Raw genomic sequence first — 13133 nt, 5'->3', positions numbered from 1 at the left:
AAATTTTGTCTACATGAATTCTGTACAATTTTTTAATGCTACCACTGTATAATTTTGTATATTTTTAAGGTTGATTTTTTTGTTTTCCTTTGACAGCAATTTTAAAGCATGATACTATGTTTTTGAAAGTTTACCTAAAGGGGAGCATAAAATTGGAACATTTATTAAAAGGTGTATATAAAAGAGTTGATTCCAAAGGGAGAGACCGCTTCGTAGCTTCTTTTACATATAGATCCAAGCACATAAGTCTGGGAAGCTTTGAGAAGATGGAGACTGCCAATTCCGCCTATAGCGAGGCTTTGGAATTAGTTTCGGATAAGAGTCAGAAATCTCTTGATGATTATGAAGCTGCAATGAACCTGAATTTCGAAAAATGGATAACTATAATTAATTTTCGTGATAATGGGCTTTATATTAAAAACCCGATATATTTAAGAAGAAAATTTTTTGAGTATTATCTGTCTCCCACAGAGGTTATGAAGTTTTCTGCAGAAGATCTTTTCTATTATTCCAACCATAAAATTATAAGAAGAGGGAGGCATTTTTTCGTGGCAGATTACGGTATGCAGGCTAATATTTTACACCGCTACGGGATAAGAAGCTTTGCCGTAGCCGGAAAAGATTATATTTTCTTAAATGGGGACAATCTTGATTTTCGATATGAAAATCTTAAAATAATAAACCGCTACACCGGTGTAAGACTGGAAAAGCAATTTCCGAAGCCATCATATGTGGTTAAAATACATATTAAAGGCTCAGTAATAGTCGGCCGCTACACAGACGAGGTAACAGCGGCCATAGCTTATAATAAAGCTGTCCGCCTCCTTATGGACGGCGGATTTAAAAGAAAATATGAGCTTAATTATATAGACACCTTAAACAAAACCGAGTATGAAAACAGACTTAAAGAAGTGAAGCTTTCAAAAAGGTTTTTACGCCTTATTTCCTCGCTCCGCATCTAAAAGGATTTAATATATGGTTTGCAAGGCTTATATTTATTATTGTAATTACTGCCTGAGTTATAAGGCTGATACTGAACCAGTTCTTCATCAGGAAATCGGTATTATTTTGAAACTCTATGTAATTGCCTATTACATCAGGCAGTCCTATCTGAACATCCAGCAGCGCAAAGAGAGTAACTACGGGATTTAACAAAAATATCGGGTTTAAAAATCTGTTATCTGTCAAAGACAACATATTACTTATGAGAGTAATAAATATAGTTCCCAGTGTTATAAACATAACCCATATATAAGTAATTGCGGTAGCAGTACTTGTTTTTCTGTAAATAACCGACATAAGAATTCCAAAACTTCCTATATATATAGCTGTTAATATTATAAGTAAAATATATTTGACAAGAGTGGCAAGGCTTGCACCTCCCATGGTAAAGACAAGAGCAAGTATGGGAAGACTTGAAATTACATACAGCATAAGCTTGCTTATTGCCGATAAAAGCTTTCCTATAATTATTCTCGGAGTTCCGAGTGAGGTGGCAATAAGTATATCAAGAGTACCATGGTCTTTTTCACTCGAAATTGCCCCTCCTGTAATAGCAGGCACCACAAAGATTACCAGACTGAATTCCAAGCCAAAAAGTATTGAACAAAATATTACAAAATCCTGCTTGATTGTATAAGAATTATACAGGGTATAACCTGAAGCAGACATTGCAACCAGAGTGAAAAGCCCTATAACTGCCAAAATAAAACAATAAAGTCCCACAGTAGCAGGGAATTTAAGACTTCTCACAGATTGTTTCAGTTCTTTTATATATACAGCATTGGTTTTATATTTCTTCATCTCTACTCCATAATCTTAATAAATACAGATTCCAAATCATGTCCGCGCCTACTAAAAGAAGAAACCAGCACTCCCGCTTCCACCATTCTTTTTAGCAAATATCCCTCATCTTCCTCAGAGCCGCTGTAACTTATATAGAATTCATCAGCCTCGGTTATTGTAAGATTGAGCACAGCCTCATCTTCTTTCAAAACTTCAGCCGCAATATTCGCCCCTTTATTTACCTTCATTATGATAGGATTTTCTACGTGCATAGTTCTTTCTATACTGTCTATACTTCCGCTCATAACTACCTTGCCCTTTTCAATAATCGCAAGACCGGTAACAAGTTCCGAAATCTCATGCAGAATATGAGAGCTTATTAATATGGTTCTTCCTTGTGCATTGAGCCTTTTAAGAAGATTTCTTGTTTCAACTCTTCCCTTCGGATCCATCCCTGAAGTAGGCTCATCCAAGACTAAAATATCCGGATTATGTATCAGAGCGCGTGCAAGTCCCAGCCTTTGCTTCTGTCCTCTTGAAAGATCATCTACAAAAAAGTCTGTCTTGTCACTAAGCCCCAGCTCTTCTAAAAGCCTCAGACACTCTCTTTCTGCCTCTCTTCCCGTCATATTATACGCGGCAGCAAAGAACTCTATATACTCAATGACTTTCAGATTGTCATACACTCCGAAAAAATCCGGGACATAGCCTATCTTACTTCTGACTTTCTCCACTTCACATCCCGCATCTAACCCATTTATAATTACTTTGCCTGAGTCAGCAGGAATAAGCCCTGATATTATTCTCATTGTTGTAGTTTTTCCTGCTCCGTTTTGCCCTACAAAACCATAAATTTCATTATCTTCTATTTTGAGCGAAAAACCATCTAAAGCCTTAGTTTTTCCAAAGCTCTTGGTCAAGTTCTCTATCTCAATCATCATTCATACTCCATTGATATCTTAGGTATATTAGGTATCGAAAAAGCTGACATTTCATCATAAGCTGACTGTTCAACCTCATAGCGCAGAATTATTTTCCCATTTTCCACATAGTCGGGACTCATATAAAACACCTGATTTTCTCCTCTGTCAAAAGCTATATTTCCCCCGCTGTTTATATACTCTCTGGATTTTTTGATAAAGTCTTTATCCGGTTTAAAAACAACATCATAACCCCCCTTTTTGGGATTAAATATATAGACCTTACACGGATTTAACTCTTCCTTGAATAAAGAAAGTAACATAAGACTTTTTACTCTCCTGTTTTTATCCGTCTCATAACTTATATCAACAGAATTTTTATTTAATAAGGCACTGTTTGAAAAACTATAGCTGTTTTCTCCGATAGACATAGGAAGTTTCCCTATTGAATTTACAAAATTATCAGAATCAGTACCTTTATCCGCCGGCAATACAAGTATGGTATAACCGTTTACAGTGCTCACATCAGAGGTAAACTCTCCTTTCAGCCTTCCGTCTGCCAATGCAATAAACGCCGGCTTCTTACCACCGGATACTGAGGTTTTATCTAAAACTGTTGTAAGTAAAGTCTGAATTTTAGCATTCTCCCCTTCATAAGAAAAATTAAATATTTTATTCATAAACACAGAATCCTGTAAACTCGCAGTAAGATCATTTAAAAATACACCGTTTATATCTGAATCAAATATTTTACTTTCACCATTTGCCACATCACCGATATATATAATCTCATCATCATATACGGCGAAAACCTTTTTTAAGTTCACTCCAAGCTTATTGTTAAATTCTCCCTTAACTGCAGCCTCATCCCTGTATATTTTTCCTGCACTGTCCAGGATTATTCCGGACTCTCCTCTCGCCTTTATAAAAAGCGTGTCAAAGACACTGGTCTCCATCACATTTATGTCTGCTCCGTTGTCTTTACTTTCTATATTATATTTTACCTTTTCATCATTTTTTCCCACAAATTTTGAAAAACTGCCATACAGGCTTTCTACCTTGTATCCATTGTTTATCTCAAGTTTATAAGGTGTATTGGAAGAACTTGTTATTGATAAAGCCACATCTTCGATTCCTCTGTCTTTTCTGAGGTCCAGTACCGACACATAATTCATGTACATTCCATCAATACGGCTGTCTGCACTCACCATATAAATTATAGCTGTAAAAATAACCGACCATACAGGAACAAAAATCCAATACTCTAACTTTCTTTTTCTTCTTGCAAGAAGAAAATAAGTAATCGGGCTTACAACTATTATATAAATAAAAATAATAACTATATATCTTCCTGTCTTTATATTAAGATTCTCTAATACGGGAATCAGGATTCTTTCCGTCTTCCAAGTCCACTCTGCTCTGTCTTCCCTTCCCAGATACAACCTGTTCAGGTTAAAATTCTCTATATCTTTCTCAAGGAGGTTTACTCCCCCCTGTCTCTCCCTTTCCTTCAAAATTTCAACAGTCTCAGACTTTAACTCAGTTTTATAATTATCCGGAAGAATAACCAAATCAAAGGAAGATAAGCTCCTATAGTCACCATCTGTTTGATTTTCACTTAAATAAATACGTTTAACCTTAAAATCCTTTTCACCGATGAGAGAAAACATCTTATCTTTCGGAAGAAAACTTGCAACTACCAATTCTGAACTGCTGTCTACATTCTCTTCCCCTATATTTTCCTCGAAGCTCTCCACTTCTTTGCCATTATTATCCAAAATAGCTATTGTAAATCCGGGATCTACCGTATTTAAAAAAGGATAGAAATAAACTGTTGTATCTTCTCCCTTTTTAATGTTTATTTCACTGCTGTAGGAAGACAGATCCTCTCCTACCGAATAATACCTAAGGTGAACAGTGCCCTTAAAGTCTTTCTTTGCTTTTTTTAATGTAACCCTTACTCTTACAAGTGAGGAAATGCGTATATATCCGTTAATTCCATACTCTATATCGAGCTCTCCAAGTGATGAAGTTTCTTTGAAAGGCGTAGCTTTTGCAATAACTGATTTATGATAAGAGCTCTGAAGTTCTGCAGGATGAGCAAAATTTGCAAAAAGAAAAAATAGGGATAATGCCCAAAATAATCCATTCTTCATGCTAATCCTCCCTATTTTACCGGTAAAATTATTTCAAAGACCGTACCGTATAAGTCGCTTTTCACATTAATATCTCCGCCATGAAGGCTGACTATATTTTTGGTAATTGCAAGTCCTAACCCCGTTCCTCCTGTTTCAACGGATCTGGAATCTTCAACCCTGTAAAACTTATCAAAAATATGCTCTATATCCTTCTTAGGAATGAGCCTTCCATAATTGATTATACGAATATGCAAATCACTTTTTTCATTTTCCTGATACAGCTCTACTATAAGCTTCTTGCCATCCTTACCGTATTTTATACCATTGGTCAGAAGATTTGCCAAGGCTCTTGCCATAAGCTCTCCGTCAGCCTCTATCTTCATAACCTCGGCTGACTTTTCTAAATTCAAGGCTGAGTCCCGCCTCTTGAAGACTCGGATAACACTCATCCGCTAACTGCTCAATAAGCTTAACTATGTCTATCTCTTCAAGATGAAGCCTGAGTTCGGTAGAGTCTGTTTTGGTAAATGAAAATAAATCCTCTATAAGCCCCTGAAGTCTTATAGCCTTATCATAAGCCACCCTTATATATTCTTCATTCTTAATCAGAAGTTCCTCATTGTTTCTGCTCTCAGCAGCCTTGGACATAACCAGTTGAAGATAACCGATTACAGAAGTTAACGGGGTACGCAAGTCATGAGCTATACTGGTAATGAATTCCTTACGACTCTTCTCCTCATTTCTTTCTTTAGCAAGAATACGGTTTATCTCACCTGTGGTCCTGTTCAGATTGCGAGCCATATTGGAAAGTTCATCTTCATTTCTTATCTCAAATTTAATATCAAAATTCCCTCCGGAAAATTCTTCTATTCCCTTGTCTAACTGTTCAAAATAATCAGTTATCTTCTTAGTAAAAAAGATAAAATAAATTGCAAAAAAGAAGATAAAGCAAGCTATTACTTCCAAGATTATAAATCCTACAAATCTGCGGTTTTCTGTAAGCTTAATCCTTGTTTCTTCCTGATAACGATATATGGAATTTCCTCCGGGAGTCCCATTTACCGGATTTTTAATTTCTCCTATAGCCTGATTACTTTCTTTGTCCGTAGAAGAATTTGAACCTGCTGAACCTGTTCCGCTCTTGATATTGCCGGCCTCAGTCGATACGTTATGCTTTATAGCATCTCTTTTAATAAAATCTCTCAGCACAAATATACCAAATGTTATGGCAATAGTTGTGATAAGAGAAAGTATCAAACTTAATATTACATAAGTTATGATTTCTATTTTGACACTTCGAAATAATTTATTTTTCAATCTTGTATCCAACTCCCCAAACTGTCTTTATTATTTTGGCATTTCTTGCATCCATTTCTATCTTTTCCCTAAGCCTTCTTATATGTACCATAACTGTGTTATTTCCTTCAAAGGCTTTTTCATTCCATACCCTGGTAAAAATATCATCAGTGGAAAATACCCGTCCCGGATTACTTGCCAACAGACAAAGTATATCATACTCTATAGGGGTAAGTTTAGCTTCTTTATCATAAGTCCTTACCTCTCTGGTACTCTTGTTTATATAAAGAGGACCTGCTTCTATAATTTCATCCCCGGAATCAACTCCGGCTTTCTGCCCTGAATTAAACTCGGTAAACCTTCTGAGATTTGCCTTTACTCTAGCTGTAAGCTCAAGAGGATTGAAAGGCTTGGTTACATAGTCATCCGCTCCATTGCCAAGCCCTACTATTTTATCAAGGTCAGTTGACTTGGCAGAAAGCATAATTACAGGTATATGGCTGGTCTCACGAATTTTTTTAACCATAGAAAGTCCATCCATCCCCGGCATCATTATATCCAATATGGCAAGTGAAATATCTTCCTCCGATTTCAGTATGGCAAGCCCGGTAACGGCATCATTTGCCTTTCTCACCTCATAGCCTTCACTTACAAGGTGAATTTCCACAAGGTCTGCTATCTCTTTATCATCATCAACTACAAGAATCTTTGCTTTTGCTTTCATACATATACTCCTATTTTTTGAAAATATTATTTTTTCTTCATCTATACGCAAGTATATCATTTTTAGCTGATTTATGTATTAAATTATTCTTACAATTTGATAATGTAAGGAATAAAAAAGAACGGCAACCTAAGCTACCGTCCTTCAAAATATGACTATCTTAAAATCTGTAATTATCCGATTAAATCTATGCCATTGCCGGCATAACCGTATCAAGAATCTCATTTAATGCAGTTCCGCTGCTTGTGTGACTCCTGATTATATTAGCCTTACATTTTTCAGCTTCTGCCAAGGCTGTGCGCACCATTTTATGTGATACAGTGTTCGTAAATAGTATCAATATATCCGGTGAGCCTATCTGACCACTTAAATTGGCAGACATCTGTGTAAAAACCTTTGCCTTACATTTATGTTCCTTACAAATTTTCTTATACATACAAACCATACGGTCGTGACCGCCAACTATTACCACACTCATAATGCACCTCTCTGACTTATATAAGTTTTACTTAACTTCTACGCCTGTGCAAGCTTCTTTCCAAGCTCTTTGCATTTCTCAAGGCCTTCAGCATCCGGCTCAAGATTGCAGATAACACCCTCGTCACCTACTACAGTTGCGCCTGCTGCCTTCATTCTTTCTACCCAGTCACTCATCCAGGTACCATCGCCCCAGTCATAAGAACCAAAAAGTCCGATAACCTTGCCTGATACATGTGCCTCAAGCTCAGTTACAAATGGCTCCATCTCACTCTCTTCAAGAACTTCAGAACCCATAGCCGGACATCCGAGTGCAAATGCCTTTTCTGCTTTGAGTGCATCTACAGAAGCAGCTCCAACCTCAAGTAATTCTGCCTCGGCACCTGCTCCCTTAATTCCCTCAGCAACCGCCTCAGCCATTGCCTGAGTATTTCCTGTCTGTGACCAATAAACTACACTTATTTTGCTCATAATACATCCTCTTTCTGTGTATTCACACTGTTTTTTATGCACAAATCACCTGAACAGTTTCATCCGCTTCACAATGATCTATGTTGCCGTAATTGTTGATAATGCTTATTATGTCAAGTCCTTCATACAATAACCGCACTATCTCTGTCTGCACCTTCTCGTAATTCTTGAACAGCCTGATTTTGGTTTCGGCATCTTTATACACCTTCCAATATCCGCTGTGTAAGTAATTTTTACCGTTATTTACAATAAATCCTTCCACATCTTCTATCGGATAACCAAGAAGCAGACCCAGTTCATGAGGAAAATCCTGTTTCAGCTCCATATATCTCATATAACGCCTTACAAACAGCGGAAATATCTGATTTATACAGGAGACTTTATAATTACATTTCTGAATAAATGCTTTTATTTCATCTCTTTCCAAATATTCCCTAAGCTTATCTTCCCTATAAACCAAAATTACGAGCCTTTCTTTTCCGGGATATACAACCCTGAAAGAAAGTCCGGTTTTCTTTAAAATTCCGGATAATTCTCTGAGTTTTTTTGCAGGTATTGTTAAAAGATTGGATATCTTAATTCCCGAAATAACCGGAGCACACTGCAAAGCCAGCTGAAGTGAAACTGATTGTGCATCCATCTCCTTTATTATGTCTACAATATCAAAACTCATAGCACCTCTCCGAATCATTTTTAGTTAGCTTTTACTAACTGGTTAAAATAATAATAGATTTCATTTCATTTGTCAATAGATTTTGAGAATTATTATTATTTTCATAAAGATTTACTACTAAAGAAGTTATCTTTCGATTTTTTCCTCCGGAAGTTCATACATAACCTTAGCATGATTTTCCTTCAATAATTGTTCAGACAAAAGTTTTCCTGTTTTTTTATCATTACATTTTCTAAACACCTTTCCAACCCTATAAATATCTTCTCCCTCTCGTACAAACTTTTCATCTTTTATATAAACATGATATTTCACAGATAATTCCTTCTCTGCACGAATCTCACCGCAGAGGTATTCTTCCGTTGTATAAACAAGAACTTGAAAAGTTTGGTCTGTATCATTTTTAAATCGGTAATCTATATGATTATAAAAAACAGAAGTTCCGGTTCCGAAAGGAACCTGTCTTCCAAAATCCGGAAACAAATCAAAGCCATCATGATGATGGTGCTCGGTGACAGTAAGAGGTGTATGAAGTATCATCCAGTGCAGTAAATTCGTAAATTGGCACATTCCCCCTCCAATTCCCTCTGAAACTTTTCCAAGAGAAATTGTCAGTCCGGCTTTATAACCTTTTTTCTCAGAACAATTCCCAACCGGTTTCCAAAATGAAAAAACTTCTCCGGGTCTAATCAAAATACCTGAAACCTTCGGAGCCGCCAAACTTAAATTTATAACTTTATTTTCCTGTAAATCCTGCCTTACATTCCCAAGCCTTCTCCGCATTAAGGATTTATGCTCGTAAATTAGGACAGGGAGTTTATCTACCTGCTTTTCTCTTGCAAATTTAGTTGAATTTTTAATATCCCTAATTCTTCTTTTGATTCTTTCTTTCCATAAGGAAATTTCATATGTAAATGGAGAAATTTCACAAAATAGTTTTCGTTTCTTCATTAATCACCTCATAGGTATTGTTTTTATGGATATTATACAGGTATGGGAGGGGAAAGGCAAGGATGGGAAGGCTGATAAAGTTTCTTATGTAATTGTATAGTTTGTGGGCTTCAATGCCCGACGCACGTAGTTATCTTATATTTTCCACCACTTCTATCACTGTATTTACTGCTTCATCAAAACTTATTTCTTCTGCATAACGAAATCTTTTTTGATAGCTACTCCATCGTATTTTAAGGTCTTTTTCTAGTTTTAAGTCTGCTAATACATTAAGAAAATAGTGTGTTTGTATCACATTAAACTAAGTCCGGTTTCTTTTGGCAGTTTTTGACATATCGCTCTTAGCCTGTCTTTATTCATAAACAACCTCCAATATTTCTTTTACTTTTTCATATATTTTCATTTTCTTAGAATACTCATACAGTTTATTAAGATTCTTATTGACATAACGAACATATTTATTAATAGTTTTGGAAAACACTTCGGCTTCTATTTCACTTCTACTTTTTATAAGATCACAAATTGTTCTTTCCAAATCGTAGGCTTTTACTATATTTCCAAACATAGTTTGACACTTTGTAATACCCAAATAATAAATTGCTTTTGTTACATAGTGGATTCTCACATTTCCGCTTATACGATGTGTATTGTAGCCTTTATATACTGTAGCTTCCATTTCCAATGGAATTATGTCTGTAAAACCGTGGAAATATAGTGCGGATATATTAAGAAAAAATAGCGACTTTACTTCTATTGTGAAAAAAAATAATATTCATCATAATCCCCATTTGAATTTATATAAATTCCTCTGTCTACACGAATGAGCTGCCCGATTCCACCATTCGCGTTAAATACATCGTAGGAATGTTATACTTTTTAAGTTCTTTGTTTGTAATAACTCCACCTGTTTTACTTATTTTTTCTTTTATTTTTTACATAATTCATTGTGTTCCCCTCTTTTGTTGTAATTGCGCTTACATTATAGTATTTAGTACGCACGAATACAACAGTTTATATCTTCTTTTTTCTTTATTTTCAACGAAATAGGGCGAAAGATTTTACTCTCACGCCCTATGTTTTCAACAAGATAACATACTATCATAGAGATATATGCCTTTTCTGCAGGAATGACAAACTCTGTTATATCTATCAGCCATTTAGCATTTTGTTTTGTGGTCAAGTATTATCAAGAGTTAAGATCTTATTGCTTGTAATTTATTTTGACATTCTATTAATTCTCGCCTCATTTTAGCAGGAATACATTCATCTCGGCTTAAAATATCTTTTAATTGATCTAATGAGCTCTCCACATAGGAATCCAAATATTTATCTCTATCAAATTTTTCATAATAACGTATAGTGTTCTTGGCATAAACAAATGTATGATAATTTATCCTTGCATCCTGATTTATGCAATACTCAAGAGTTTTAAATGATTTTTGCATTGTTTCCTTAAGTATTTTACTTTCCTCTTCATTTGAAGCTTCCGCTTCAATATTCATTTCGAAAAGAATTACAGCATGTGTGTTTGCAATTGTAAATACTTTCTTTTTACTCTCTGTATAAGCTTAATCTATCTCATTCCATGCCAAGTCAAATTTCTTTTTCCTTAGTAAAAAAATTGCATATTGATGCTTAACGAATGGAGTTTTATCTATAGAAATGATTTTTTCATAAAACTCCTGCCCCTCCTTTACATTAAAGATTTTAGTTGTAATATCTGTATCATAAGCTTTTCGCTTCATGACATCAAATCTATAAATAATATGAGGATTAATATTATCCCAAAATTGATTCAAAACCTTTTTCATCGTTATTTTATCGATTAGTTTAATCGATTTCTCTGCAAATAATTTACTTCTCATAACCAAATAGTCTTGACACTCAAAATCCTCATTCTCACTATCAGCTTCTACAATAATTTTAGTCATCTTTTCCAGTGCATATAAAATATCCTTATATTCATTGATGTCTTCTTCAAAATAAAAAATCAACATATCCATTGAACAAGGCACACCACAATAACTTGTGTAATTAATCAATGTAAACAATTCTAGTAAATCTATGTTTAATTTATCGTCTTCAAACATTCTCAAGTCATTGATATATACATTGATTCTATCAACAATCAACGTATCTGTCACAGCATAAAATACTATTTCAAGTAGTGATACATTCTCATTGCTTGATGATAGTTTTAATGCATCTACGCTGGGTCTATTCATAGATTTGCAAATAAGTTGTATATCTTCTTGACAAAGATTGCTTATATCAATAATTTCATGCGAATCTATATTAAATGAGCGCTTTATGTAATCAAAATTTAGCGTTCTTTCTGCTACGACAAGATTAATACTTGTTGAATCCCTAAGCTGTTTAAATGCATCCATATTGTTGGATAAATTATCTATGAAAACAAAAACTTGTTGTTTTTCATTAATTAATAATTGCTTAAGTCTTTCTGCTTCCTGTTTTGTAATATTACTGAACCAAAATTTTTTTCCATCTATTTCATCTGAGAAAGCGAGTTGAAGCAACAATGTTGACTTACCACATCCCGGAATACCTGTTATTAATACCGTATCATTAGTGATTATCCGATTAACAACTTCATTAAAATACGATATACGACAAACATTGTTTGATAGTATATCCGAAATTTGTGGCTCTGCACCAGAAAAAAAATCTACAACTGGTCTTCTTACACTAAATTTCTTTAATTTTTCTGAAACATAATTCTTTGGGAAATGGTCCTCATATTTCAAATTAGATGAACTTATATTCTTTTTAGTGAAAGGCATTTTATGCAAGTATTCTATTAAATCCATCGTATCAGCTTCAATTATATTGAAGCCTTGCTCTTCATAATCCTCGATATATTGTTTATTTTCTTCGCTTGGGTATACCACTATCCATTTTTGAGTTTTTCCTTTTGCAAAGGCCTCACTGTTACAAATTATGTCAAGAGTATTATTATCCGACATACTAACACCCCAAAAAATAGTTGGTGCGGAAGATATCTTAAACGAAACAGTTTCAAATAGTTTTTTTCACGAAGAAACAAGTCAGTTAACTCTTTTTCCGTAAATGACATCTTATATTCAATTGGATATGTTACAGAACCATGTAATTTATATAAGTTGACAGCATCATTCACCTCAATAGAACCATATATTTTTGTGTCATTCAAAGATGTTCTAGACGATTTATCTGCATACACTTTTTCTAATAAGTCATCAATATTAATCGTTATTATATTTTTAATTGGCAGGTCTGTAATATAGCAATAATTTGGGTTATACTTATTTACTGTATACTTATCCTTAAGTACTCTGTTTAGTCCATCTTCATTATCCTTTTTTATTTTCTGACAAGTCTTACTAAGTATTAAATTTCTACTTTTATCCAAACTAAACATTTCAATCAATTGCTCATTAATTGAATCACCCAGAGGCAAAGACTCTCCCTCTCTATTATATGAATAAACCGAAAATCCTGCCCCTAGATATAAATTCATCCCACTATTAGTAACTAGTGTACTGGCACATTGATATTTAGTATTACAACAACTTCCTATCTGGAAGCTGTTGTGAACTTAGGATACAATGAATTCAATTTTACTCTGGCATCAACAGTTCGAAATTGCCAATTGACCTTTGCTGCAAAAATATTTCGCTCTACCTCCCAGGCTGCTAATTCTT

At 34.6% G+C, this 13133-nt stretch carries 16 protein-coding genes; 1 reads left to right on the top strand and 15 read right to left on the bottom strand.

Translation table 11 applies throughout. The features are described 5' to 3' along the window. Positions 1–152: 152 nt before the first annotated feature. A complete protein-coding gene (locus GCWU000282_RS07180; protein ID WP_035039970.1) occupies positions 153–962 on the top strand; it encodes a hypothetical protein in 810 nt (269 codons plus the stop codon). Here GCWU000282_RS07180 and GCWU000282_RS07175 read toward each other — a convergent pair. The 15 genes from GCWU000282_RS07175 to GCWU000282_RS17045 all read right to left on the bottom strand — a co-directional run bounded on the left by GCWU000282_RS07175 (position 940) and on the right by GCWU000282_RS17045 (position 12889). Continuing rightward, the gene (locus tag GCWU000282_RS07175; RefSeq protein ID WP_023354393.1) at positions 940–1803 is read right to left on the bottom strand and encodes an ABC transporter permease; all 864 of its coding nucleotides are present in this window, start codon (positions 1801–1803) and stop codon (positions 940–942) included. The genes GCWU000282_RS07180 and GCWU000282_RS07175 overlap by 23 nt on opposite strands. Before the next feature lie 2 nt (positions 1804–1805). Next, positions 1806–2726: an ABC transporter ATP-binding protein gene (locus GCWU000282_RS07170; protein ID WP_023354392.1), complete on the bottom strand. Its 921-nt coding sequence runs from the start codon at positions 2724–2726 to the stop codon at positions 1806–1808. After that, complete coding sequence (locus GCWU000282_RS07165; RefSeq protein ID WP_023354391.1) at positions 2723–4861, bottom strand: hypothetical protein; 2139 nt, start codon at positions 4859–4861, stop codon at positions 2723–2725. The genes GCWU000282_RS07170 and GCWU000282_RS07165 overlap by 4 nt, the downstream gene beginning before the upstream one ends. Before the next feature lie 11 nt (positions 4862–4872). Then, positions 4873–5253, bottom strand: coding sequence for a sensor histidine kinase (locus GCWU000282_RS15880; protein WP_051384156.1), 381 nt, complete (start codon positions 5251–5253; stop codon positions 4873–4875). Continuing rightward, entirely contained in the window at positions 5210–6160 is a 951-nt protein-coding gene (locus tag GCWU000282_RS07160) for a sensor histidine kinase (RefSeq protein WP_023354389.1), read from the bottom strand. The genes GCWU000282_RS15880 and GCWU000282_RS07160 overlap by 44 nt, the downstream gene beginning before the upstream one ends. Continuing rightward, positions 6150–6863, bottom strand: coding sequence for a response regulator transcription factor (locus GCWU000282_RS07155; protein WP_035039964.1), 714 nt, complete (start codon positions 6861–6863; stop codon positions 6150–6152). Before GCWU000282_RS07155 ends, GCWU000282_RS07160 begins: the two co-directional genes overlap by 11 nt. Positions 6864–7050: 187 nt before the next feature. Beyond that, positions 7051–7341 carry a DUF2325 domain-containing protein gene (locus tag GCWU000282_RS07150; protein WP_023354387.1) on the bottom strand — a complete coding sequence of 97 codons (291 nt, stop codon included), beginning with the start codon at positions 7339–7341 and terminating at the stop codon, positions 7051–7053. Between the two features lie 38 nt (positions 7342–7379). Then, positions 7380–7811 carry a flavodoxin gene (locus GCWU000282_RS07145; RefSeq protein ID WP_035039962.1) on the bottom strand — a complete coding sequence of 144 codons (432 nt, stop codon included), beginning with the start codon at positions 7809–7811 and terminating at the stop codon, positions 7380–7382. 34 nt (positions 7812–7845) lie between these two features. Continuing rightward, positions 7846–8484: a DUF3793 family protein gene (locus tag GCWU000282_RS07140; RefSeq protein ID WP_051384155.1), complete on the bottom strand. Its 639-nt coding sequence runs from the start codon at positions 8482–8484 to the stop codon at positions 7846–7848. A 126-nt stretch (positions 8485–8610) separates the two neighbouring features. Continuing rightward, positions 8611–9432 (bottom strand): VanW family protein, encoded by an 822-nt coding sequence (locus GCWU000282_RS07135; RefSeq protein ID WP_023354384.1) that lies wholly within the window; start codon positions 9430–9432, stop codon positions 8611–8613. A 352-nt stretch (positions 9433–9784) separates the two neighbouring features. Then, positions 9785–10114 (bottom strand): type IV toxin-antitoxin system AbiEi family antitoxin domain-containing protein, encoded by a 330-nt coding sequence (locus tag GCWU000282_RS17060; protein ID WP_242828939.1) that lies wholly within the window; start codon positions 10112–10114, stop codon positions 9785–9787. Positions 10115–10244: 130 nt separating this feature from the next. Then, positions 10245–10328, bottom strand: coding sequence for a hypothetical protein (locus GCWU000282_RS17520; RefSeq protein WP_334291342.1), 84 nt, complete (start codon positions 10326–10328; stop codon positions 10245–10247). 297 nt (positions 10329–10625) lie between these two features. After that, positions 10626–10934 carry a hypothetical protein gene (locus GCWU000282_RS17055; RefSeq protein ID WP_023354380.1) on the bottom strand — a complete coding sequence of 103 codons (309 nt, stop codon included), beginning with the start codon at positions 10932–10934 and terminating at the stop codon, positions 10626–10628. A gap of 66 nt (positions 10935–11000) precedes the next feature. After that, complete coding sequence (locus tag GCWU000282_RS17050) at positions 11001–12416, bottom strand: P-loop NTPase (protein ID WP_023354379.1); 1416 nt, start codon at positions 12414–12416, stop codon at positions 11001–11003. Beyond that, positions 12389–12889: an SIR2 family protein gene (locus GCWU000282_RS17045; RefSeq protein ID WP_242828938.1), complete on the bottom strand. Its 501-nt coding sequence runs from the start codon at positions 12887–12889 to the stop codon at positions 12389–12391. The genes GCWU000282_RS17050 and GCWU000282_RS17045 overlap by 28 nt, the downstream gene beginning before the upstream one ends. Between the last annotated feature and the right edge of the window lie 244 nt (positions 12890–13133).

Source organism: Catonella morbi ATCC 51271 (assembly GCF_000160035.2).
In the GTDB taxonomy this organism is placed as follows: Bacteria; Bacillota; Clostridia; order Lachnospirales; family Lachnospiraceae; genus Catonella; species Catonella morbi.
The sequence above is the reverse complement of the archived record's forward strand: the minus strand, read 5'-3'. Positions and strand labels throughout refer to the sequence as shown.